This window comes from Erythrobacter sp. HL-111 (assembly GCF_900105095.1).
Lineage (GTDB): Bacteria > Pseudomonadota > Alphaproteobacteria > Sphingomonadales > Sphingomonadaceae > Erythrobacter.
In genome coordinates this window covers 2,603,158-2,625,308 of the sequence record NZ_LT629743.1, presented here as the reverse complement: position 1 = coordinate 2,625,308, position 22,151 = coordinate 2,603,158, and the positions used below count along the sequence as shown (strand labels likewise).

Annotated in this window: 20 protein-coding genes; 9 read left to right on the top strand and 11 right to left on the bottom strand. The window is 67.4% G+C overall.

Annotated features, from left to right (window positions below; translation table 11 throughout):
* Window positions 1-51: 51 nt before the first annotated feature.
* Window positions 52-1,479, bottom strand: a complete 1,428-nt coding sequence (locus tag BLU08_RS12385; RefSeq protein ID WP_090199881.1) for an aldehyde dehydrogenase family protein — start codon at window positions 1,477-1,479, stop codon at window positions 52-54.
* Between the two features lie 214 nt (window positions 1,480-1,693).
* Here BLU08_RS12385 and BLU08_RS12380 point away from each other — a divergent pair, with 214 nt between their 5' ends.
* Both BLU08_RS12380 and mtnP read left to right on the top strand, forming a co-directional pair.
* Window positions 1,694-2,401 (top strand): glutathione S-transferase family protein, encoded by a 708-nt coding sequence (locus BLU08_RS12380; protein ID WP_090199879.1) that lies wholly within the window; start codon window positions 1,694-1,696, stop codon window positions 2,399-2,401.
* 43 nt (window positions 2,402-2,444) lie between these two features.
* The gene (gene mtnP, locus BLU08_RS12375; RefSeq protein ID WP_090199877.1) at window positions 2,445-3,332 is read left to right on the top strand and encodes an S-methyl-5'-thioadenosine phosphorylase; all 888 of its coding nucleotides are present in this window, start codon (window positions 2,445-2,447) and stop codon (window positions 3,330-3,332) included.
* Here the strand turns inward: mtnP and BLU08_RS12370 are convergent.
* Together BLU08_RS12370 and BLU08_RS12365 are read right to left on the bottom strand one after the other, a co-directional pair.
* The gene (locus BLU08_RS12370) at window positions 3,329-3,967 is read right to left on the bottom strand and encodes an isochorismatase family protein (RefSeq protein ID WP_090199875.1); all 639 of its coding nucleotides are present in this window, start codon (window positions 3,965-3,967) and stop codon (window positions 3,329-3,331) included. The genes mtnP and BLU08_RS12370 overlap by 4 nt on opposite strands.
* 46 nt (window positions 3,968-4,013) lie before the next feature.
* Window positions 4,014-6,548 (bottom strand): TonB-dependent receptor, encoded by a 2,535-nt coding sequence (locus BLU08_RS12365; protein ID WP_090199873.1) that lies wholly within the window; start codon window positions 6,546-6,548, stop codon window positions 4,014-4,016.
* Between the two features lie 250 nt (window positions 6,549-6,798).
* Here BLU08_RS12365 and BLU08_RS12360 point away from each other — a divergent pair, with 250 nt between their 5' ends.
* Together BLU08_RS12360 and BLU08_RS12355 are read left to right on the top strand one after the other, a co-directional pair.
* Window positions 6,799-7,470, top strand: a complete 672-nt coding sequence (locus BLU08_RS12360; RefSeq protein ID WP_090199871.1) for a GntR family transcriptional regulator — start codon at window positions 6,799-6,801, stop codon at window positions 7,468-7,470.
* Window positions 7,471-7,597: 127 nt separating this feature from the next.
* On the top strand, window positions 7,598-8,968 hold the full coding sequence (locus BLU08_RS12355) for an IS1380 family transposase (protein WP_090193770.1): 1,371 nt from the start codon (window positions 7,598-7,600) through the stop codon (window positions 8,966-8,968).
* Window positions 8,969-9,148: 180 nt separating this feature from the next.
* Here the strand turns inward: BLU08_RS12355 and BLU08_RS12350 are convergent, their stop codons facing one another.
* Window positions 9,149-10,330 carry a CaiB/BaiF CoA-transferase family protein gene (locus BLU08_RS12350; RefSeq protein ID WP_090199869.1) on the bottom strand — a complete coding sequence of 394 codons (1,182 nt, stop codon included), beginning with the start codon at window positions 10,328-10,330 and terminating at the stop codon, window positions 9,149-9,151.
* Between the two features lie 122 nt (window positions 10,331-10,452).
* On the opposite strand from BLU08_RS12350, the gene BLU08_RS12345 reads away from it, so the two are divergent.
* The 5 genes from BLU08_RS12345 (at window position 10,453) to BLU08_RS12325 (ending at window position 16,965) form a co-directional block, all read left to right on the top strand.
* Complete coding sequence (locus BLU08_RS12345) at window positions 10,453-11,409, top strand: hydroxymethylglutaryl-CoA lyase (RefSeq protein ID WP_233995981.1); 957 nt, start codon at window positions 10,453-10,455, stop codon at window positions 11,407-11,409.
* Between the two features lie 44 nt (window positions 11,410-11,453).
* Entirely contained in the window at window positions 11,454-13,505 is a 2,052-nt protein-coding gene (locus BLU08_RS12340) for a hydantoinase/oxoprolinase family protein (RefSeq protein WP_090199867.1), read from the top strand.
* A gap of 4 nt (window positions 13,506-13,509) precedes the next feature.
* Window positions 13,510-15,396 carry a hydantoinase B/oxoprolinase family protein gene (locus BLU08_RS12335; protein WP_090199865.1) on the top strand — a complete coding sequence of 629 codons (1,887 nt, stop codon included), beginning with the start codon at window positions 13,510-13,512 and terminating at the stop codon, window positions 15,394-15,396.
* Between the two features lie 103 nt (window positions 15,397-15,499).
* Window positions 15,500-16,477, top strand: coding sequence for a quinone oxidoreductase (locus BLU08_RS12330; protein ID WP_090199863.1), 978 nt, complete (start codon window positions 15,500-15,502; stop codon window positions 16,475-16,477).
* Window positions 16,474-16,965, top strand: a complete 492-nt coding sequence (locus BLU08_RS12325; protein ID WP_090199861.1) for a nuclear transport factor 2 family protein — start codon at window positions 16,474-16,476, stop codon at window positions 16,963-16,965. The genes BLU08_RS12330 and BLU08_RS12325 overlap by 4 nt, the downstream gene beginning before the upstream one ends.
* A gap of 13 nt (window positions 16,966-16,978) precedes the next feature.
* Here BLU08_RS12325 and BLU08_RS12320 read toward each other — a convergent pair whose 3' ends face one another.
* The 7 genes from BLU08_RS12320 to BLU08_RS12290 form a co-directional block, all read right to left on the bottom strand.
* On the bottom strand, window positions 16,979-17,284 hold the full coding sequence (locus BLU08_RS12320; protein WP_090199859.1) for a YciI family protein: 306 nt from the start codon (window positions 17,282-17,284) through the stop codon (window positions 16,979-16,981).
* A complete protein-coding gene (locus BLU08_RS12315; RefSeq protein WP_090199857.1) occupies window positions 17,281-18,183 on the bottom strand; it encodes a VOC family protein in 903 nt (300 codons plus the stop codon). The genes BLU08_RS12320 and BLU08_RS12315 overlap by 4 nt, the downstream gene beginning before the upstream one ends.
* Before the next feature lie 85 nt (window positions 18,184-18,268).
* Window positions 18,269-19,021 (bottom strand): enoyl-CoA hydratase/isomerase family protein, encoded by a 753-nt coding sequence (locus BLU08_RS12310; protein ID WP_090199854.1) that lies wholly within the window; start codon window positions 19,019-19,021, stop codon window positions 18,269-18,271.
* Window positions 19,018-19,890, bottom strand: coding sequence for a polysaccharide deacetylase family protein (locus tag BLU08_RS12305; protein WP_090199852.1), 873 nt, complete (start codon window positions 19,888-19,890; stop codon window positions 19,018-19,020). The genes BLU08_RS12310 and BLU08_RS12305 overlap by 4 nt, the downstream gene beginning before the upstream one ends.
* Window positions 19,890-20,690, bottom strand: coding sequence for an SDR family NAD(P)-dependent oxidoreductase (locus BLU08_RS12300; protein ID WP_090199850.1), 801 nt, complete (start codon window positions 20,688-20,690; stop codon window positions 19,890-19,892). Before BLU08_RS12300 ends, BLU08_RS12305 begins: the two co-directional genes overlap by 1 nt.
* Window position 20,691: 1 nt before the next feature.
* A complete protein-coding gene (locus BLU08_RS12295; protein ID WP_090199849.1) occupies window positions 20,692-21,000 on the bottom strand; it encodes an REDY-like protein HapK in 309 nt (102 codons plus the stop codon).
* A gap of 3 nt (window positions 21,001-21,003) precedes the next feature.
* Window positions 21,004-22,149, bottom strand: coding sequence for an amidase (locus tag BLU08_RS12290; RefSeq protein WP_090199846.1), 1,146 nt, complete (start codon window positions 22,147-22,149; stop codon window positions 21,004-21,006).
* Between the last annotated feature and the right edge of the window lie 2 nt (window positions 22,150-22,151).

The following is a 22,151-nucleotide window of genomic DNA, read 5'->3' as shown; positions in this document are numbered from 1 at the left end:
CGCGACTCGCCCCCTTGTCGGGCACAAGTCGCGGCGCGCGTGATGGGAAGGTTACGCCGGCACGTTGTCGCGCTTGACCGTGATCGCCTGCGGATAGGTGAATTCCTTGAGCCCCTCCTTGCCGTATTCGGCGCCGAAGCCCGACTGCTTGTGCCCGCCGAACGGGGCGAAGGGCGAAAGGTGCATGAATTCGTTGACCCACACCGTCCCGGTTTCGAGCTGTTCGGCGATCTCGACGCCCTTGTCCGGGTTCGCCGTCCAGACCGCGCCCGCAAGGCCGTATTCCGAATTGTTCGCGCGGGCGATGACCTCGTCCTCGTCCTTGAACTTCATCAGCGGCATGACGGGGCCGAACTGTTCCTCGGCGACGATGCGGGCATCCTCGGGCGGGTTGTCGAGGATCGTGATCGGCACATAGTAGCCGGTGCCGGACGGATCCTTCTCGCCGCCCAGGAGGAACTTGTAGCCTTTCTCCCTAGCGTCCTCGATCAGTTCGAGCACGCGTTCGTACTGCTTCCTGTTCTGGATCGGGCCGACGCCGGTGCCCTGCTGCGCGCCGTCGCCGACCTTCACGTTCTTCGCGTATTCGACGATCGCGGCCGACAGCTCGTCATAGATGTCCTCGTGGATGTAGACGCGCTTGGCCGCGATGCAGACCTGCCCGGCATTGGCGAAGCTCGCCCAGAAGAGCTGTTCGGCGACCTTCTTGGGATCGGCGTCGGGCAGCACGATCGAGGCGTCGTTGCCGCCCAGTTCGAGCGTGATGCGCTTGAGGTCGGCGCTGGCGCCTTCCATGATCTTCTTGCCCGTGGCGGTCGATCCGGTGAAGGTGATCTTGTCGATGTCGGGATGCTGGGTGATCATCGGGCCGAGGTCGTCCTCCCCGGTGATGATGTTGACGACGCCCGCCGGGACCTTGTCCGCGATCAGTTCGGCGAGGCGCAGCGTGGTGAGCGGGGTGAAAGGCGAGGGCTTGAGCACGATCGTGCAGCCCGACAGCATCGCGGGCACGATCTTCTGGATCGCCATCATCACCGGGAAGTTCCACGGCACGATCCCGCCGACCACGCCCACCGGCACGCGCCGGACGCGGTGGAGGCGGGTGTCGTCGTCCTGCACCACCTCCTCATCGAGGCTCAGCGTCGATTGCGCCGCCGCCATCCCGGCGGCGCCGTAGATTTCCTGCTGGGCCTGGGCGTGCGGCTTGCCCTGTTCGCTGGTGAGCAGGCGGAAGAGTTCGTCGGCGTTCTCCTTGATCGCGGCAGAGATCGCCATGATCGCCGCGCGGCGGTCGTCGATCGGGGTCTTGCGCCAGGTCTTGAACGCGGCCCGCGCGGCGGCGACCGCCTTGTCGAGCTCGTCCTTGCCGCAGGCGGGGACCTGGCCGATCACTTCCTCGTTCGCCGGATTGACCACGTCGAGCCATTCGCCGGTCTCGATCATCTCGCCGTTGATGAGGTTCCTGTACTGCTTCGCCATGGTGTTTCCTCTCTCTCGCTTGTCCCAAGCCGACCGCCGCCCATCGCGCGGGGAGTCGGTTCGGAAGGGAAAGTGACGTGTTGCAACTCAAAACGCAATTCCGTTTCGTCGGGCAGGCTAGCGGGCGCACCCGGCGGGCGCACCTGGCGATTGCGCTATGGCGGCGAGGCTCTATGCAGCCCTTCGCCAGGAGAGCAGAGGAAGGAACCCCGCCATGACCGACACCGCCCGCCCCGATCTCGTGATCTACGGCAGCCCCGTCTCGCCCTTCGTTCGGAAGGTCGCCGCGGTCCTGGTCGAGAAGGACGTCCCCTACGAAATCGAACAGGTCAACGTCTTCGCGCCGCCGCAATGGTTCCGCGACATTTCCCCGATGAAGCGCATCCCGGTGCTGCGCGACCGCTCCGTCGCCGAGGAAGGCGTGGAAGGGACCATCCCCGACAGTTCCGCGATCTGCACCTATATCGAGGCGAAGCACCCCGCACCCGCGCTCTATCCGGCGGACCCGCTGGCACGGGCCCGCGCCGTGTGGATCGAGGAATATGCCGACACCGCGCTCGCCCCCGCAGGCGGGCTCGGCATCTTCCGGCCGATCTTCTTCGCCGTGTCGAAGGGCGAGGAACCCGACCTCGCCAGGGCGCGCGAGAGCTGGGCGAAGGACATGCCGCCGGTGCTCGACTACCTCGACGCCGCGCTCGAAGGCCGCGCCTTCTTCGCCGGCGACGCGCTGTCCATTGCCGACATTTCGGTAACCACGATCCTCATGCAGGTCGCCCTCGTCGCGCACCTGCCGCTCGACAGTTGGCCCGCCCTTTCGGCGCATTACGAGGCGATGCGGGAGCGTCCGTCGATCGCCGGGTCCTTCGAAGATGCCGACCGCTTCGTCCGCAAGGCCTTGCAGGGCCGCTTCGACCTGACCTAAGGCTCCGCTTGCAAAGGGGCTTTTCGGGAAAGACGTGGCGGCCATGGCGAGCGAATGGTGCATCGGGATCATCGGCGGGTCCGGGCTCTACAACATCGAAGGGCTCGAGGACCCGCAATGGATCGCGGTGGACACGCCCTGGGGCGCGCCCTCGGACGAAATCCTGTGCGGGCGGATCGGCCGGGTGAAGCTGCGCTTCCTCCCCCGCCACGGGCGCGGCCACCCGATTTCGCCGAGCGAACTGAACGGCCGCGCGAACATCGATGCGCTCAAGCGCGCGGGCTGCACCGACATACTCGCCCTGTCGGCGGTCGGGTCCCTGCGCGAAGAGATCGAACCGGGCCGCTTCGCCGTGGTCGAACAGTTCATCGACCGGACCTTCAGCCGCCCTTCGACCTTCTTCACCAGCGGCTTCGTCACCCATGTCTCGATGGCCGATCCGACCTGCCCGCGGCTGTCGACGATGATGGCGAAGGCGATCAGCGCGGCGAAGGGCCGGGTCGCGGTCGGCGCGACCTATCTCGCGATGGAAGGCCCGCAATTCTCGACCCGCGCGGAGAGCCGGATGTACCGCCAGTGGGGCGCAGACATCATCGGGATGACCGCGCTTCCCGAAGCCAAGCTCGCGCGGGAGGCGGAACTGCCCTATGCCCTTGTCGGCATGGTCACCGACTATGACTGCTGGCGGGCCAATGAGGAATGGGGGGGCGAGGCGGTGGGCGTTGCCGAGGTCGTCGCGCAGATGCAGGCCAACGGCAGGCTCGCGCGCGAGGCGGTGCGGCGCTTCGTCGAGGCCCTGCCCGACAGGCGCGAGCCCTCGCCGATCGACACCGCTCTCGACGATGCGGTCATCACCGCGCCGGACGAACACGATCCCGCATTGCTGGCCAAGCTCGACGCGGTGGCCGGGCGGCTGTTCGCCGAGGGCTAGGCTTTCGCAAGGCCCGCGAAATGCGCCTTCGCCTCGGCGAGGGTAACGACATCGCCGTACTTGGCGTTCATGTCGAACAGGTTGGCGCGGTGCACGTCCTCGTGGCGGTCGCCCACCGCTTCCTCGACCACCAGCGGGATGAACCCGTGCTGGCAGGCATCGACGCAGCTCGCCCTGATGCAGCCGCTGGTCGAAACCCCGGCGATCACCACGCTGTCATGGCCCGCCGCGGTCAGGGTCGAGGCGAGCGAGGTGCCGAAGAAGGCGCTCGCATACTGCTTGGAGACGACCAGTTCGTCCTCCGCCGGCTCGAGCCCCCTCGCCCACGCGCCCATGGCGTTGCCGCGCACGAAATTGGCGAGCGCGCCGACCTTCCGGGCGAAGCGTCCCCCGTCGCGCATCGAGGGGTGATAGACCACATTGGTGTGGATCACGGGAACGCCCGCCGCCCGCGCCGCCGCGCGCAGGTCGATCGCGGCGGCAAGCGTGTCCTCGACCCTGGCATAAAGCGGGCTGCGGGGGTCGAAATAGGCTTCGACCATGTCGATGATGAGGAGAGCGGGCCGCTCCCCGAAACCGATCCGGCCCTCGAAGACACCGGCATAATTGCTCTTTGCGTCTTCCCTTTCACCCACCCGAAGGGCTCCTTTTGCATGCGCGGCCGGATCGGGCCGCGATTCGTCAGAAGTCGTATCCCAGTTCCACCCCGAAACGGCGCAGGCCGCCGGGCGACAGGAACGAGCCGCCGAATTCGACCGCCGGGATGACCTCGTTGAGATAGCGTTCGTCGGTGAGGTTCTCGGCGAAGGCGGTGAGGCGGAAATTCCCGGTCTCGATCCCGACGCGCAGGTCGAGGATGCCGAATTCGTCGCGTTCGGTCACCGAATATTCGGCATCGCCGACGGAGGCCGGCAGGGCCAGCGCCGAGCCCGGCAGCAACCCGCTGAACAGGGTCGGGTTGGCGTCGTCCTGGAGCGTGTGGAACCAGGTCGGACCGGTCAGGCGGTAATCCGCGCGGATCACGAAATCGATCGCGTCGGTGATCGGCTGGACGATCTGGCTGCCCAGGTTCACCGTGTAGTCGGCGGTATAGGGGCTTTCGTTGCCGACCGTGTTCGGGCGCGAGGAATTGGCCTTGATCTCGCTTTCGGTGACGTTGGCCGAACCGAAGATGTCCCAGCCCGGCAGGACCTCGAAGGCAAGGTTCGCCTCGGCCCCGTAGACCTCGACCTCGTCGATGTTGGAAACCACCCGCAGGAGGCCGAATGCGCCGACGAAGAATTCGAAGAACTGCATGTCGTCGATCCGCGTGTAATAGCCCGCGACGTCGAAGGTCACCCGGCCACCCAGCGCGGAACCCTTGATCCCGGCTTCGAACGCGCTCGAGACTTCCTTGTCGTAGATGTCCTCGATCAGCACGTTGGTGCCGATGAACTGGTTGAAGGCCTGATCGACGATCGCGGCCGAACCCTGGTTGTTGAAGCCCCCCGACTTGAAGCCGACGCCCCAGTTGGCGTAGAGGTTCACGTCATCGCTCAAACGGTAACGCAGCGAGACCTTGGGCTGGAACTGGCGGAAGGTTTCCAGCTGGTCGGGGAGCGGCTGCACCACCCCGTTCACGACCTGCTGGCCCGGGTTGATCGGCCCGCCGGTGAAGGGATCGAACACCGCCGGCACGAGGCTGGTCGCGCGGCGTTCCTCGATGTCGTAGCGCCCGGCAAGGCCCACTTCGAAACGCTCGCTCACCTCGTAGTCGAACGAGGCGAAGGCAGCGTAGACATCGGTGTCGAACGCGTCGTTGAACAGCTGGCTGGTGGGATTGATGCTGTCCGGCTCGTTGTAGAGTTCGGGGATGACCCCCTGGCCGAGATCGGCGCCGATGCTCACCCCGACCTCACGATCGATATGGAGGTAATAGGCCCCGACCTGCCATTCGAGCGGACCGTCGCCGTTCGAGGCGAGGCGGATCTCGCCCGAAAAGTCGCTCTGGTTGCGGACCTGCAATTGGGTCCCGTCGCAGGTCGTCGGGCTGAACGCGCCGAAGGTGGAGCCGGTGGCCGGGTCGAAGATGAACGGCACCGGGATCTGCCCGACGAAGGTCGGCGCGTTCAGCGGAAAGCCGGTGAGCTGCGCGGTGCTGGCGAAACAGGCATCGGACGCCGCGACAGATACCGGGGTCGCGCCCGGAAAGGTGAAGCGCGCGAAATCCGCCGAGGTCCCGTCGGCGACGAGGAACTGGTCGACATCGCTGTAGAGCGCCCAGGCGGTGAGCGTGGCGAAGTCGAACTCGTGCTCGATCTTGGCCGAGACCTCGAAGGTTTCCTGCGTGTTGATCGGGCGGATGTTGCCGTAGAAATCGAAGGGGTGCTCGTTCACATCCTCGTAGAAGGCGGGGTCTACGCCCGCGAAATTGGGCAGGTGGAACGAGGTGTTGTAGGCGATCGAGGCGCCGTCGAGATCGGCATAGCGCGCCTTCACGTCGATCTCGGTGTTCGGCCCGAGATCGGCGACGAAGCGCCCGTCGATCGACCAGACCTCCTGGTTGTCGACGAAATGGCCGTCGAGGAAGCGGTTGAAGAAGAAGCCGTCGGTGTGGAAATAGCTGCCCGAAAGGACCAGCCCCGCGCCCTCGCCGACGGGCGTCGCGATGTAGCCGTTGGCGCGGTAGGTGTTGTCCTCCGCCGCGCTGACGAGCACGCTGCCTTCGAGGAAATCGCCCGGCTTCACCGTCTGGATGACGATCGCCCCGGCCGCCGCGTTGCGCCCGTAGAGCGCGCCCTGCGGGCCTTTCAGGATCTCGATCTGGCGGAGCGTGCCCTGGTCCTGGTTGAGCTGCGCGGTGTTGGTCTTGAGGATGCCGTCGACCACCAGCGCGACCGAGCTTTCCGCGTCGCGCGCGCCGTTGATGCCGCGGATGTTGATCTGGGTGTCGCCCGCCTCCGCGGTGCCGGTGACGATGGTGACGCCGGGGGTGAGCTGGACGAATTCGTCGGCCCGTTCGATCCCGGTGCGCTGGAGCGTTTCGGCGGTGAAGACCGTGACCGCGGCCGGCACTTCGGAAAGCGTTTCCGACTGGCGCCGGGCGGTGACGATGATCGCGCCGGGGTCGTCGCCCTCGGCCCGTTCGTCCTCCCGGTCCTGCGCAGCGGCCTGGAGCGGGCACAGCAGCGCGCCCAGCGCGGCGCTGCCGGCGAGAATGGTCTTCATCTTCCTCATCTGCGACGACTCCCCTGTCGACCCGGGCGCGTCCACGCGTCCGGCGGGTCGGCCCGATGTCCGACCCGTTCCTGCAGACGGGGACGGCACGGCGCTCCTTGGTGCCCCGAACCATGCCGCTTCCCCCGAATGAGCGAGACGTATTGTATACAATTTGCGCGCGTCAAGAAAAATTGGTAGCGCTGCACCCATAGCTTACGCGAAGGGCGCAGGTGGTGATTTCGGGTAACACATCGGCAGGACCTGCGCGGTGACGCGGGCATCGGACAGGGCCTATGCCAAGATCCGCGCCTTCCTCCTCGGCGGCGGCGCGCATCCGGGCGAACAGGTGACCGAGGAACGGCTGGCCGAGGTCGCCGGGGTCAGCCGAACCCCCGTGCGCGAGGCGATGCGCCGGCTCGAGGCCGAACTCCTGCTGGTTCGCAGCCCGTCGAAGCGGATCTTCGTCGCCGACTGGTCGCGCGACGACATCGACGAGATGTTCACCCTGCGCCAGATGCTCGAAGGCCACGCGGCAAGGCGCGCCGCGCGGCGAATGACGGCGGAGGAAATCGACCGGCTCGAAACGGTCAACGCGGACCTGCGCGACGCGATCGCCGGGGACCCGCCCGACATCGCCCGCTTTCTCGAAGCCAATCGCCGGTTCCACGACATCATCACCGCGGCCGCCCGTTCGCCCCGGCTCGCCCAGGTGCTCGCCATGCTGGTCGAACAGCCGGTGCTGGTTCGCACCGCGCGGCATTACTCGGTGCGCGACCTCAGGCAGTCCGCGCGCGACCATGACGAGCTCGTCGCTGCCTTCCGCGCGGGCGATCCCGACTGGGCGCAGGCGATCATGAAGAGCCACCTGCGCCGCGCCTTCCACACCTTCGCCGATGCGGCCGAGGCGGAAGCGCGCGCCGCGAATGACGCCGCCGAATGATGGGCGGAATGGCTTCTAGCCCGGATTATTCACCGGCAGTGGTCTGACGGGTTGGCGGGAGTGGCGTAAGCATTTGCATTGTTGTAGGAATGTGGTTGCTTAAGCCAGACCTGCAACGGGGCAAAATATGCCACAGACCACACCCGCCGGATGCGATGATAGCGCGTCCGTATTTTCGTTTCCAGCAGTGCGCGGCAAGAAGGTCACAGCTGCGTTTGACGGCGGCAGGCTGACCTCGGATGGCGGGGTCCTGGTGCTGGCTCAGGCCGAGCGCATGATGGGGCTCTGCCAGCGGCTTGCGGCGTGTATTGCCGATCCGCGCGATCCTGCTCGGGTGGTTCATCGGCTTGAAGATATCCTGCGCGCGCGGATGTTCGCGATCGCCTGCGGCTATGAGGATGCCGATGATCTCGACGCTCTGCGCGATGATCCGGGCTTCCGCCTTGCGCTGGGCAAGCTGCCGGGATCGGGTGCGGGGTTGGCCAGCCAACCGACGATGAGCCGCTGGGAGAATGCGCCGAGCACGCGCGAGCTGGCAAAGATGCTGGGGATCATGATCGACATCTACTGCGCCAGCTACCCCACTCCGCCGGCGGCGGTGACGCTGGATATCGATGACACCTGCGACGTCGTGCACGGCTATCAGCAACTCTCCTTCTGGAACGGACATCATGGGGAGCGCTGCTTCCTGCCGATCCATGTCTACGACACGGCAACGGGCCGGCCGGTGGCGATGCTGCTGCGCACGGGCAAGACGCCTTCTGGCAAGGAGGCGGCAGGGCATATCCGGCGTCTGGTGCGCCATCTTCGCCGCCACTGGCCTGATACCCACATCACCATCCGCGGTGACGGGCATTATGGACGGCCCGAGGTCATGGCCTTCTGCGAGGCGGCCCATGTCGATTACGTGTTCGGTCTGCCGACCAACGCCGCGCTGCGCGCTGATCCGGTTATCGTCACTGCCGCCGATGCCTGCGCGGTCCGCCGCGCCGAGTGCCAACTCCCGGTCCTGCGCAGCTATGCCGAGACCCGCTACGGCGCGAAGAGCTGGAACCGCCAGCGCCGCGTCGTCGCCAGGATCGAGGCCAGCACGCTGGGCATGGATATCCGCTATGTCGTCACATCGCTAACCCAAGGCTCGGCTGAATACATCTATGACACGCTCTACTGTGCGCGCGGGCAGGCCGAGAACCTGATCAAGCTGCACAAGACCCAGCTGGCCAGTGACCGCACCTCGTGCCGGTCGGCGAACGCCAACCAGATGCGCCTGATCCTGCACACCGCTGCCTACTGGCTGCTGTGGCGCGTTCAGCAGGCGATCCCAAAGACCACCGCTCTGGCAAAAGCCGAGTTTACGACCCTGCGCCTGCGGCTGCTCAAGGTTGCTGCCCGCGTCATGGAAAGCGCCACCCGAATCCGCGTAGCGTTCGCCTCTGCGTGCCCCGATGCCGATCTGATGCGTGCCATCGTTCTCGCGCTCAAGCCTGCGCCGACGTAGCGGGCGCGGCAGTGCCGCAGAAACCCCGAGCCAAGTCCTTCAACCAGAAAAGCCCATCGATCACAGCGCGGTGAAACAGACGCCAGCGGTGCCGCACGCCCGCTCTACGCCGCCGCACGCAGCAGTGGCGTCAAGCTCGCGCCGAGAGGCGCCCAACCGCATCGCCGTGAATAAGAGAGGTTAGATGATGCCCCGTTCGGCAAGGTCGGCCATGGCGCGGCTGTCCATGCCGAGCAGTTCGCCATAGACTTCCTCGTTGTGCTGGCCGAGTTCCGGCCCGACCCAGTGGATGCCGCCCGGCGTCGCCGAGAGCCTGGGCGCGACGTTCTGCATCCGGAAATTCTCGTATTTCGGATGCGGCACGTCCACGATCGCCTCGCGCGCGGCGAAATGCGGATCGGCCAGCATTTCCGGCGCGCGGTAGATATTGCCCGCCGGAACGCCGTGTTCCTCGCACAGTTCGAGCACTTCGCTGCTGGTGCGCTGTTTCGTCCACTCGCCGATCATCTCGTCGAGTTCGGCCTGCCGCTCCCCGCGCGCGACATGGCTGTTGTAGCGCGGATCGTCGCCCAGTTCGGGCACGCCCATCATAGCCGCCAAGCGTTTCCACACGCTGTCCTGGTTGCCGGCGACGAGCACGCTGCCGTCCCTGGTCGGATAGACGTTGGAGGGCGCGACCTTGGGCAGGATCGAACCGGTGCGTTCGCGGATGTGGCCGGCCACGGTGTATTCGGGCACGGTCGATTCCATCATCGCCAGCACGGCTTCGTAGATCGCCGAATCGACCACCTGCCCCTTGCCCGTCCGGTGCCGGTGTTCGAGCGCCATCAGCGCGCCGAGGCAGGCATAGGTCGCGGCGAGCGAATCGCCGATCGAAAGCCCCGCGCGGCTCGGCGGGCGGTCGGGTTCGCCGGCGATGTAGCGCATCCCGCCCATCGCCTCGCCGATCCCGCCATAGCCGGCGCGCGCGGAATAGGGCCCGGTCTGGCCGTAGCCCGATACGCGGATCATGATGAGCGCCTCGTTGATCGCGGAAAGCTCGTCCCAGCCGAGGTTCCAGCGTTCCAGCGTGCCCGGGCGGAAATTCTCGAGCAGGAAGTCGGCCCTGGCGGCAAGCTGCCGGACGATCGCCTGGCCTTCCTTTTCGCGCAGGTTGAGCGTGATCGACTTCTTGTTGCGCGCGACGACGGAGAACCACAGCGGGATGCCCTGCCCCCAGTTCCGCATGGCGTCGCCGACCCCGGGCGGTTCGATCTTGATCACCTCGGCCCCGTGATCGGCCATCAGCTGGCCGCAGAACGGCCCCGCGATGAGCTGGCCCATCTCGATCAAACGCAATCCGGAAAGCGCGCCCTCAGCCATGTGATCCCTTTCGTCCGGTGGCAAAGCGTGTCGTCGCGGGGAAGCCCGTAACCGCACCCGCGCTGCGAAACGGGCCTATACAGAGCGCAGATCGATTTGTATACAATTTGCGCGATCACCGAATGACCGATTCCAGCCGAGCGAGCGAGCAGACCCTCATGTCCGATCCCGTCAACATCCTCGAAGTGGGCCCCCGCGACGGGCTCCAGAACGAGGCGGAGATCGTCTCGACCGCCGACAAGCTCGCGCTGATCGAGGCGATGATCGGCTACGGCGCGCGGCGGCTCGAAGTGGCGAGCTTCGTCCATCCCGAGCGCGTGCCGCAGATGGCCGATGCGGAAGCCGTGATCGCCGGGCTGCCCGACCGCGCCGACGTGCAGTATATCGGCCTCACCCTCAACAAGCGCGGGATCATGCGCGCGCTCGCCACGCGCGAAGGCGGCGCCGGGAATGGCAAGGGGCGCGGCGTGGACCAGGCGGGCTGCGTGATCGTCGCGAGCGACACCTTCGGCCGAAAGAACCAGGGCCAGACCATCGCCGAAGGCATCGCGGAAACCCGCGACATGCTGCGCTTCGCCAAGGCAGAGGGGCTGAGCGCGCAGGTGACCGTCTCCGCCGCGTTCGGCTGCCCCTTCGAAGGCGAGGTGAAGCCCGAAACCGTGCTCGCCATCGCCGAGGAACTCGCCGCCGAGGACCCGGCCGAGATCGCGCTGGCCGACACCATCGGCGTCGCGGTCCCGGCGCAGGTCGCCGACCTGTTCGGCAGGCTCGCGGAACTGCTCGGCGGGCGGATACCCATGCGGTGCCATTTCCACGACACGCGCGGCACCGGCATCGCCAATGCGTGGGCGGCCTACCAGGCAGGCGTGCGGACCTTCGACGCGTCGCTGGGCGGGCTCGGCGGGTGCCCCTTCGCCCCGCGCGCCACCGGCAACATCGCGACCGAGGATCTCGTCTACATGATGGACAGGTCGGGCGTGCCCACGAATGTCGATCTCGGTCGGGCCATCGCCGCGAACCGGGCTTTCGCGAAGGTCCTGGGGCGCGAACTGCCCTCGCGGGTCGCGCGCGCCGCCTAGGGGAACACGTTACCGCCCTGCCGAAGGGCAACAGGGGAGACTGCATGACTTACAGGCTTGGCGTCGATGTCGGGGGGACCTTCACCGACCTGCTGCTGTTCGACGAGGAGAGCGGGCGCTTCTGGCGGCACAAGACGCCCTCGACCCCGCATGACAGTTCGGAGGGCATCCTCGACGGGGTCAGGGCGATCACCGAACAGGCGGGCGTCGCGCTAGAGGACGTGGTCTATTTCCTCCACGGCACGACGGTCGCGACCAATGCCGTGCTCGAAGGCAAGGGCGCGAAGGTCGGCCTGGTGACGACCGAAGGCTACCGCGACGTGATGCAGATCGCGCGCAGCTTCGTCCCCGGCGGGCTCGCCGCGTGGATCGTCTGGCCCAAGCCGCAGCCGCTCGCCCGGCTCGAGGACACGGTGGAGGTGCCGGGCCGGATGGACGCCGACGGCAACGAGGTCCGCCCGCTCGACGAGGACGCGGTGCGCGCGGCGCTCGCCAGGCTCAGGGGACAGGGGATCGAGGCGCTCACGGTCAGCCTGATCAACGCCTACGTCAACGGGGCGCACGAACGGCGCATCGGGGAAATCGCCGCCGAGGAGCTGCCGGGCATTCCCGTCTCGCTGTCCCACGAAGTCCTGCCCGAAATGCAGGAATACGAGCGCACGCTCTCGACCGTCGCCAACGCGGCCGTGCGCCCGGTGGTGAGCCGCTATGTCTCGAACCTCAGGACCAAGCTCGCGGACGAAGGCTTCGGCGGGCGCCTCTCGCTGCTGCGCTCCGACGGGGGCCTGATGAGCAGCGAGAAGGCCGAGGAACACCCGGTCAACATCCTCATGTCCGGTCCCGCCGGCGGGGTCACCGGCGCGCTCTGGGTGGCGAAGAACGCGGGGCTGACCAACATCCTCACGCTCGACGTCGGCGGCACCTCGACCGACGTCGCGCTGATCGAGGGGCTGGAGCCCCGGCGCGAGCGCACGACCGATGTCGGACACTTGTCGGTGCGCGCCTCCTCGCTCGACGTGAAGACGGTGGGTGCGGGCGGCGGCTCGATCGCGCACGTGCCCGAACTGACCGGGGCGCTGCGCGTCGGCCCGGAAAGCGCCGGCGCGGTCCCCGGCCCGGTCGCCTACGGCAAGGGCGGCGAGGTGCCGACCGTGACCGATGCGAACGTGGTGCTCGGCTACCTGCCGGAGGACCTGCTCGGCGGCAGCTTCCGGCTCGACCGCGAGGCGGCGAAAGCGGCGGTCCAGACCATCGCCGACGCGCTCGGCGTCAGCCTGATGGAGGCCGCGCGCGGGATCATCGACATCGTCAACGAAAACATGTTCGGCGCCCTGCGGATGATTTCGGTGCAGCAGGGCTACGACCCGCGCGAATTCGCGCTGATGGGCTTTGGCGGGGCCGGCCCCCTGCACGTCAACGCGGTCGCCCGGCTGATGGGGAGCTGGCCCGCCGTCTCGCCCGTTTCCCCCGGCGTGCTGTGCGCGCTGGGCGATGCGACGACGCGGATGCGGACCGAAACCGCGCGCAGCTTCTCGCGCCTCGCCAGGGACACCGCGATCGGCGACCTCGTGGCCGTGCTCGACGAAATGGCCGCTCAGACGCGCGGCGAACTGATCGCGGACGGGATCGCGCAGGACCACATCACGACCGGGTTCGAAGTCGACATCCGCTATGCCGGGCAGGCCTTCGAAGTCCCGCTCGCTATCGACAAGGCCGTGCTGGAAAAGGACGGGATCGAGGGGATCCTCGCCCGGTTCGACGAGGAGCACCTGCGCCTGTTCACCTTCAACATGGACACCCCGCACGAAATCGTGAACCTGCGCGCCGTCGCGCTGGGCCGGCCGCCCTCCCTTCCCGCAGCCGAATTGCCGAGGGGCGACGGCGATCCTTCGGCCGCCAGGATCCGCGACCACACGCTGTGGATGGACGGGCGCGAGCAGGACGCCGTGATCTACGACCGCTCCAAGCTGAGGCAAGGCGACCGCATCCCCGGCCCTGCCATCATCACCGAGATGGACTCGACCACCCTCGTCGAAAGCGGCTGCATTGCCACGATCGACAAGGTCGGCAATATTCTCATCAATCCGGAGGGCTGACATCATGCCTGCACGTATCGTCGAGACCAACGACACGCCGTTCGAAAAGGTCGCCATCGACCCCGTCACGCTCGACATCATCGAGAACGCGCTCAGGAATGCCCGGATCGAGATGGACGCGACGCTGGTTCGCACCGCCATGTCGCCCGGCATCCGCGAACAGGGCGACGCCTTCCCGATGATCGCCGACCCGGCGGGCAAGATGATCGTCGGCCAGTTCGGGAGCTTCATCGACGGGTTCCTGCGCGGCTTCGACGACACGCTGGAGGACGGCGACCTGATCCTGCTGTCCGACCCCTATTCCTGCGAGGGCGCGATCAGCCATTCGAACGACTGGCTCGTCCTGCTCCCGGTGTTCAAGGACGGGCGGCTCATCGCCTACACCGCCATGTTCGGCCACCAGTCCGACATCGGCGGGATGGTCCCCGGCTCGATGCCGATCGGCGCGTCCTCGATCTTCGAGGAAGGCGTGCGGATCCCGCCGGTCAAGCTCTGGAAGCAGGGCGAATACAATCACGACCTCATGAAGCTCGTCATGCACCAGACGAGAAAGCCCGACTGGTGCCAGGCCGACCTCAACGCGCTGATCGCGAGCTGCCGCGTCGCCAGCCGCCGCGTGATCGAGATGGCCGAACGTTTCGGCGACGACGTCTATTATTCCGCGACGCAGGAACTGCTCGATCGCAACCACCGCGCGATGAAGGCGCTGATTTCCATGGCCGTGGCCGAGGAGCCGGTGAGCTTCGAGGATTACATCTGCGACGACGGCAAGGGCTTCGGTCCCTACCGGATCAAGTGCACGATGTGGCGCGAAGGCGAGAAGGTCGTGCTCGATTTCGACGGCACCGACCCGCAGAGCGCGGCCTCGATCAATTTCTACCTCAACGAGAACATGTTCAAGATGTTCTTCGGCATCTACATGATCATGGTGTTCGACCCGCAGATCATGTTCAATGACGGGTTCTACGACCTGATCGAGGTCCGCATTCCCGAAGGATCGCTGCTGAAGCCGAAATTCCCCGCCGCGCTGTCGGGGCGGACCCATGCGCTGGGGCGGATCTTCGACATCCTCGGCGGGCTGCTCGGCCAGAAGACGCCGGAATTCCTCAACGCCGCCGGATTCTCGTCGAGCCCGCACCTGTTCTATTCGGGCTGGGACACGCGCCGGAACACGCGCGAATGGTTCCAGCTCTTCCAGATCGGTTTCGGCGGCATTCCGGGCCGTCCGCTGGGCGACGGACCGGACGGGCATTCGCTGTGGCCGGGCTTCACCAACGTGCCCAACGAATTCCTCGAACGCTATTTCCCGCTGCGGATCGAACGCTATTCGACCGAGCCCGACAGCGGCGGGGCGGGGCTCCACCGGGGCGGCAACGGCATTCACATGACCTACCGCTTCCTTGCCGACGGCAACATCGCGATCCATGATGACCGCTGGTTCGTGCCGCCCTGGGGCGTCAATGGCGGCCATCCCGGGATGCGCGCGAGGAAGGTGATCGAGCGGGTCGACGGCACCACCGAAATCGTCGGCAACAAGGTCGAGGATGTCGAAGTGCGTGCCGGAGACCTGCTTCATTTCATCACCTGGGGCGGCGGCGGCTGGGGCGACCCGCTGGAGCGCGATCCCGAACTCGTCGGCCTCGAAATCCGCCAGGGCCTCGTCACCTCCGAAGGCGCGAAGGCCTATGGCGTGGTCGCGGACGACAGGGGTACGGTCGATGCCGAGGCGACGGCCAGGCTGCGCGAGGAAATGAAGGCGTCGCGCGGGGAGCTTGCGCTGTTCGATTACGGCCCCGGCATCGAAGCCCTGCGCGCCGCCTGCGAGGCGGAAACCGGCCTTCCCGCGCCGCGCCGGCCCGAATGGGACGATCTCGCCGAAGCGGCGGAATAAGGCCGGCGGGCGCGTCGCAACGCGATCGGAACGCGCGCGTCCGTCGCATCGCCCTGCGCCGGATGCAGGCCAGCCGTTTTCGTGACGAAGAAGGAGCCCGACAGTGAAATCGACCCGCGCCGAAATCCGCGAGCATGGCGGCCCCGAGGTCATCGCCTTCGTCGAGGAGGACGCCCCCGCGCCCGGGCCGGGCGAGGTGCTGGTCGAACACGGCGCGGTCGGGCTCAATTTCATCGACACCTATCACCGCACCGGGCTCTATCCGGTGGACCTGCCGAGCGGGCTGGGGCTCGAGGCGGCGGGCCGGATCGTCGCGACCGGCAAGGGCGTGACCGATTACGCCGAGGGCGACCGGGTCGCCTATCTCGGCCCCGGTCTCGGCGCCTATGCGACCCACCGGGTCATGCCCGCCTCGGCCCTGTTCAAGGTGCCGGACGGAATTTCCGACGAGGTCGCGGCCGCCGCGATCCTCAAGGCGGCGACGACCGAAGCCCTGGTCGATCGCTGCGCGAGGGTGCAGCCGGACGACACCGTGCTGGTCCACGCCGCCGCGGGCGGGGTCGGGCTGATCATGGTGCAATGGCTGAAGGCGATCGGGGCGAGCGTGATCGGGACCGTCTCGACCGGGGCCAAGGCCGACCTCGCGCGGGAGGCGGGCTGCGACCATGTCATCCGCTATGACGAGGAGGAGATCGCCCCGCGCGTGCGCGCGATCACCGGCGATTCGGGCGTTCGGGTGGTGCTCGACGGGGTGGGCAAGGACACCTTCGCGGCCTCGCTCGACAGTCTCGCCCCGCGCGGGCTGCTGGTCAGTTTCGGCAATGCGAGCGGGCCGGTCGACGGGGTCAATCTCGGCATATTGGCGCAGAAGGGATCGCTCTTCGTTACCCGCCCCACGCTCTTTCACTATTACGCGGGCGCCGGGGAGCGCGAGGCGGGCATGGCCCGGGTGTGGGACATGATCGGCAGCGGCAAGGTCAGGGTCACGGTCGGCCAGACCTATCCGCTGGCCGAGGCCGCGCAGGCGCACCGCGATCTCGAGGCGCGCCGCACGACCGGCTCCACGGTGCTGATGCCATGAGAACGGCCCGCCTCCTTGCCCCGCTTGCCGCGCTCGCGCTCGTCTCCTGTGCCGCGGAACCGCCGCTCGCCGCGACACCGGCCGACGAACGCTCGAGCGCGGGGCTGATCGAGGCGGGCGCGCGCTGGCAGGTGCTCTACGAAGCGGGCGAATGGGAGGAACTGCGCCGGCTCTACGCCGACGATGCCGTGCTGATGACGCAGGGCCAGCCCAGGATCGAGGGCGCCGACGCGATCCTCGCCTTTCTCCGGCGACTGTCCGGTTCCGGCGCCGATGTCGGCTTTCGCTTCGAACCCGAAGAGGCGCTGGTGGAGGGCGATCTCGGCTTCGTCACGGCGAAATGCCGCATGGACATCGCCTTTCCCGGGAAGGAGCCGAGCATGGTCGCCGGGCGCAGTTTCCTCGTCTACAGGTGGCAGGACGGCATGTGGAAGCTGTGGCGCGACATCGACAATCTCGCCCCCGACGCCGCGCCGCGCGATCTTTAGCGCAAGGTCCGGATCACTTCTTCCACGCGGCCCCGCCGACCCAGTCGCCCGCGACGCCCAGGAATTCGTCCGCCCGGATCGCCTGCCAGACCCCGGCGCGGAAATAGGGATCGGCCTCGAAGATCGCGCGCGCGCCGGCCTCGTCAGCGGCCTTGATGACCAGCAGCGAACCGACCGTCACCCCGTCCTGCTTTAGCGGGCCGGCGACCGCGTAACGGGTGATGTTGGCTTCGACATGGGCGAGGTGATCGGCCAGCAGGCGGCCTCGCAATTCCTCGCCCCTTTCCCCGTCGCGGCAATGGAAGGCGTAGAGCTTCATGCCCCCACCTCGACGCATTCGACGAGTTCTCCGCCGGCGCCGATCGCGGTCGCGGCGCGGCGCCCCTGATAGATCGCGCCATCGCGCGGCGCGGGCGCGGAAAGCCAGCGGGCGGTGCAGGCGTCGAGGTCGTCGACCGCCAGCGTCACCAGCGCGTTGCCGGGCGGCAGCATCCCGTCATGCCGCGCGCGCGGGGTCGCCTGCGCGGGATAATCGTCGACCTCGACGATCGGCATCCGCCTATGGCTGACCATGGTGATCGTCGTCTGCGTGTCGGGCGCGAGGCCGAAGGCATCGTTGATCATGCTGTAGGGCAAGGTGTAGTCCTCGCCCCGCGCGAGGCCCAGCCGCTCGCAATACCACGCGATGCTCGCCTCGCGGTCGGGGGTCGCCAGCACCACGATGAAGATCCGGTCGACCGGCGATCGCGCGCGCGGCAGGTCGGTGTCGGGAAGGTCGCCGAGGACCTGGTTCAAATAGACCATCTCCCGTCCCGGCCCCAGTGCCTGCATCGGGATGAAGGCGGGCTCGATGTTCTCGAGCACCTTGGGCGGGCCGACGATTTCGAACAGGTCCTGCGGCAGCGCATCGGGCCAGCGCCAGACATCCTCGACCGTGGTTTCGAAAGCGGCCCAGCCATAGGTGGTGGTCGGCTTGAAATCGGGATGATCGGGCTGTTCGACCAGGCGGAACCAGCACGGCTCCCCGCTTCCGGGGCGCAGCACGGCATGGGGCGATCCGGCATTGGCGGGGCAGCCCCAGCTTGCCGCGAGCGCTTCGGACAGCGCGCCCTCTTCGACGAGCTCGAGGCCGAGCACGTCGCGATAGGCCGCTATGCCGCGCGCGAGATCGGGCACGGTCGAAAGTCCGCCCAGGATCGTGCCGTGGGGAAGGGTCATGATCGTCCGGTTCCTCTTCCTGTTTTTCTCGGCCCCCGCCTGCGCGGGGGTTGACGCTCCGGAACGCTTCGCATTCCGCAGCGCGTCAAAACTCCGGTTTGCGCTTCTCGACGAAGGCGCTGGTCCCCTCGATGAAATCGGCGCCGGAGAAGGCCTCGGCGAAGATCGCCAGCGTGTCCGCATCGTCCTCCGCCTGCCCGTCGAGCACGCGGCGCACGAAACGCTTGGTCTCGCGGATCGAATGGGGACTCGCGGCGAGGAGCTGTTCGATCAGCCCGTCCGGCGTTTCGGCCATGACTTCGATCAGCCCGATCCGCAGGGCTTCCTCTGCGTCGAGCAGGGCGCCGGTGTAAAGGATGCGCCTAGCCTGGCCCGGCCCGACCAGATCGGTCAGCAGCTTCACGTCATGCAGCGGATAGACGAGGCCGAGCTTCGCCGGCGTGATGCCGAACCGCGCCCGGTCCGTCGCCAGCCTGAGATCGCAGGCGAGCGCGATCCCGCAGCCGCCGCCGATGCAGTCGCCCTCGACGAAGGCGAGCGTCGGCAGGGGATGCCGGGCGAGTTCGTATTGCGCCCGGTTGATCGCCTTCTGGTTGGCGGCGCGCCAATCGGCATCGTCCTTGTTCGCGAGCAGCTCGCGGATGTCCGCGCCCGCGCAGAAGGCCCCGCCCGGCTCGGCCGCGCGCACGACGAGCAGGCGCAGGTCGCGGTTCGCCGCCGCCTCGTCGAGCAGGCCGGGCAGCGCCTCCCACATCGCCATGTCGAAGGCGTTGCGCTTGTCCGCGCGGTCGATCAGCAGATTGGCGAGCGGCCCGTCGATTTCCAGCCGCAGGGTCATGCCGGGTTTTCCTTCATGAAATGATCGGCGATGGCCTTGCGGGTCGCGATCCACACGTCCTCGTGCGCGCGGACATGGCGGAAGAATTCCTCGAGCGCCCAGATCCGCCCGGGCCGCCCGATGATTCGCAGATGCAGGCCAAGGCTCATCATCCTGGGGTTCCCCTCCTCGCCCTCGCGATAGACCTGGTCGAAATTGGCCTTGGCGTAGTCGAGCCATTGATGCGGGGTCAGGGCGGGGTCGGTCCACATCTTCATGTCGTTGTTGTCGAGCTGGTAGGGGACGATGCACATCGGTTTGCCCGGCACCGTGTCGCGGTCCCAGAAGGGCACGTCGCCCGAATAATCGTCCATGTGATAGGTGAACCCCTCTTCCGACAAGAGCCGCCGCGTGTTGTCGGTGAGGAGGTAGCGCGAAAGCCAGCCGTGGGGCCGCTGGCCGCAGGTCCGTTCGATGCTGGTCACGGCCTTGCGGATGAAGTCGCGCTCGGCCTCCTCGTCCATCTTGAACTGGTGGACCCAGCGCCAGCCGTGGCTGACCGGTTCGTGACCCAGCTCGACGATGGCCTCGGCGATCTCCGGATGGTTTTCGAGGGAGAGCGCGGCGACCGTCCAGCTCGCCATGATGTCGTAGCGTTTCAGCAGCTTGACGATCCGCGGCGCACCCGCCTTGATCCCGTAGAGATAATTGGATTCATTCGAATAATTACGCATCTTCGATTTCACGAAGACGCCCAGTTCGTCGACCGGCTCCATCCCGCGATCCCCGCGGGCGATGGTCATCTCGCTGCCTTCCTCGACATTGACGACGACCGAAAGCGCCACCTTCGCGCCCCCGGGCCAGTCGATCCGTTCCTCCTCCAGAGGCATCAGTGCATCTCCTCGCCGCCGGAGACGTTCAAGGCCTCGCCCGTCACGTAGAAGGCATCCTCGCTCGCCAGCCACAGGCAGGCGGCCGCGGTGTCCGAAGGCAGGCCCGGGCGTCCCATCGGGTTCTTCGCGCTCATGTTGGCGAGATAGGCCTCGACGCTGTCGAAGCCGAGCAGCCTGGAGAAATATTCGTTCTGCTTCGCGCCCAGCCCGGTCGTCACGTGGTTGGGGCACACCGCGTTCACCGTGATCCCGTGCGCGCCGAGTTCGATCGCCGCCGCGCGGGTGAGACCGACCATGCCGTGCTTGGAGGAGACATAGGCGGGAAGGTGCGGGAAACCCGATTTCGCCGCCTGCGAGGCGATGTTGATGATCCGCCCCCCCTGCCCGCGCTCGACCATCGCGCGCGCGGCGGCCTGCGTGCCGTAGAACGCGCCCGACAGGTTGACGGCGATCACCTTGTCCCACTCCTCCGCCGTGTCGACTTCGAGCAGCGGCTTCATCCTGAAGCCGATCCCGGCATTGTTGACGAAGACATCGACCCCGCCGAATTCCCCGACCGCCGCTGCGACCAGGGCGCGGCATTGCTCCACGTCGGACACGTCGCAGGCGACCGTCAGCACCCTGGCCCCGCGCGCTCGCAATTCCTCGGCGACCTCCCCGGCCTCGGCGTCGATGGTCACGTCCGAGACGACGCAGTTCGCGCCCTCGTCGGCGAAGGCCTGGAGGATGCCCTGCCCCAGCCCCCGGTGCTTGCCCGAGCCGGTGACGACCACGGTCTTGCCCTCGAAGCGCGCCATGTCAAAGGTCCTCGGTGAGGATGAACTGCGGCGCGTCGGCAAAGCCCTGGAACGGTGCGGCGGCGGCCTGGAAATCCTCCGTCGAGATGTCGGCGACGAATTCGTCCATGCCGGTCACGTCGATGACCTCGATGTAATCGAAATGCGGTTTCGCGTTCTCGTCGCCGAACACGCCGACCGATCTGTGGACGGTGAAGCTCGTGACCGAGCCGAGGGCGTTCACCGCCGGGATGTCGCGGGTCTTGGCCCATTCCTCGTATTCGGCGACGCTGGTGCCGGGCTTGAGGTTGAAAAGACAGATGATGCGCATGGATCAGGCTCCTTCCTGGGGCGGGCGGTATGCGCCCATTTGCTGGTCAAGTGTGCGGGCAAGCGCGAACAGCCCCGCCTCGGCGCCCTCCGGCCCGACGATCTGCACGCCGATCGGCAGACCGTCCCCGGTCCATCCGGCGGGCAGGCTCAAGGCCGGGAGCCCCGCGATATTGGCGAGACAGGTGAAATCGGCCTGCGCGGCGGGTTCCTGCGCGGCGTGGGGGAAAGGCGGGTTGGGCACGGTCGGGAGGACCAGGAAGCCGTGGCGCTCGACCACGGCGCGCACCTCGTCGCGGGTCGTCTGGAGGATCGCGCGGTCCTCCTCCCGATCCTCGGCGCTGCGCTTCGGCCCGTAGGTCAGCAGCTTCGCAAGATGGTCCGATACGGCGACCCCTTCGAGATGCGCGGCCATCGCCTGCGACACTCCGATGAAGCCTGCAAAGCGGATGCGGCTGCACGGATGGGAGAGGCTCGCCACCTCGGGCTCGGCGTCCATGTCGTGCACGACCTTGGCGAAGACCCGCAGCACCTCGCGGTGGATCTCCACGCCATGCCCGGCAAGCGTCGCGCCCGCGCCTTCGATCCGGTCCTCGCCGAAATCGCTCATCGCCCGCGCGACCCGCTCGAGCGTGTCGAGATCGCGCGCCAGCGGCCCGATCGCGTCGAGCGAGAGGTCGGCGGGTTCGAGCCCGTCCTGGCTCACGCGGCCCGTCGCGGGCTTGAACCCGTAGACCCCGCAATGCGCGGCCGGGATGCGGACCGAGCCCATCGTGTCCGTGCCGAGCGCCGCGTCGCAAAGTCCCGCCGCGACCGCCGCGCCGCTCCCGCCGGAAGAACCGCCGGGGGAGTATCCGTGGCGGTGCGGGTTGTGGACGGGGCCGAAATGCGGATTGTCGCTCTTCGCGCCGAGCGCGCCCTCCTCCATGTTGAGAATGCCGGTGATGATGGCGCCCGCAGCGCGCAGGGCCTTGACCGCGGCCGCGTCCCCGTCGGCCGCGCGGTCCTTCAACGCCCCGATCCCGGCGTGGAAGGGCATCCCCTTCACCGCAATGTTCGCCTTGACCCCGATGGTCATGCCCGCAAGCGCGCCTTCGCCGCCGGTCGCGGTCTCGTCGCGGAAGAGGAAGGCGTTGAAGCGGTCGAGCACGG

What these genes read in the sequence shown, in the direction of transcription:
- BLU08_RS12340 (WP_090199867.1), top strand. Translation starts at nt 11,454, where the DNA reads ATGACTTACAGGCTTGGCGTCGATGTCGGGGGGACCTTCACCGACCTG.
- BLU08_RS12305 (WP_090199852.1), bottom strand. Translation starts at nt 19,890, where the DNA reads ATGCCTCTGGAGGAGGAACGGATCGACTGGCCCGGGGGCGCGAAGGTG.
- BLU08_RS12315 (WP_090199857.1), bottom strand. Translation starts at nt 18,183, where the DNA reads ATGACCCTTCCCCACGGCACGATCCTGGGCGGACTTTCGACCGTGCCC.
- BLU08_RS12300 (WP_090199850.1), bottom strand. Translation starts at nt 20,690, where the DNA reads ATGGCGCGCTTCGAGGGCAAGACCGTGGTCGTCACCGGCTCGGGCAAG.
- BLU08_RS12385 (WP_090199881.1), bottom strand. Translation starts at nt 1,479, where the DNA reads ATGGCGAAGCAGTACAGGAACCTCATCAACGGCGAGATGATCGAGACC.
- BLU08_RS12335 (WP_090199865.1), top strand. Translation starts at nt 13,510, where the DNA reads ATGCCTGCACGTATCGTCGAGACCAACGACACGCCGTTCGAAAAGGTC.
- BLU08_RS12365 (WP_090199873.1), bottom strand. Translation starts at nt 6,548, where the DNA reads ATGAGGAAGATGAAGACCATTCTCGCCGGCAGCGCCGCGCTGGGCGCG.
- BLU08_RS12310 (WP_090199854.1), bottom strand. Translation starts at nt 19,021, where the DNA reads ATGACCCTGCGGCTGGAAATCGACGGGCCGCTCGCCAATCTGCTGATC.
- BLU08_RS12345 (WP_233995981.1), top strand. Translation starts at nt 10,453, where the DNA reads ATGACCGATTCCAGCCGAGCGAGCGAGCAGACCCTCATGTCCGATCCC.
- mtnP (WP_090199877.1), top strand. Translation starts at nt 2,445, where the DNA reads ATGGCGAGCGAATGGTGCATCGGGATCATCGGCGGGTCCGGGCTCTAC.
- BLU08_RS12320 (WP_090199859.1), bottom strand. Translation starts at nt 17,284, where the DNA reads ATGAAGCTCTACGCCTTCCATTGCCGCGACGGGGAAAGGGGCGAGGAA.
- BLU08_RS12295 (WP_090199849.1), bottom strand. Translation starts at nt 21,000, where the DNA reads ATGCGCATCATCTGTCTTTTCAACCTCAAGCCCGGCACCAGCGTCGCC.
- BLU08_RS12380 (WP_090199879.1), top strand. Translation starts at nt 1,694, where the DNA reads ATGACCGACACCGCCCGCCCCGATCTCGTGATCTACGGCAGCCCCGTC.
- BLU08_RS12325 (WP_090199861.1), top strand. Translation starts at nt 16,474, where the DNA reads ATGAGAACGGCCCGCCTCCTTGCCCCGCTTGCCGCGCTCGCGCTCGTC.
- BLU08_RS12355 (WP_090193770.1), top strand. Translation starts at nt 7,598, where the DNA reads ATGCCACAGACCACACCCGCCGGATGCGATGATAGCGCGTCCGTATTT.
- BLU08_RS12350 (WP_090199869.1), bottom strand. Translation starts at nt 10,330, where the DNA reads ATGGCTGAGGGCGCGCTTTCCGGATTGCGTTTGATCGAGATGGGCCAG.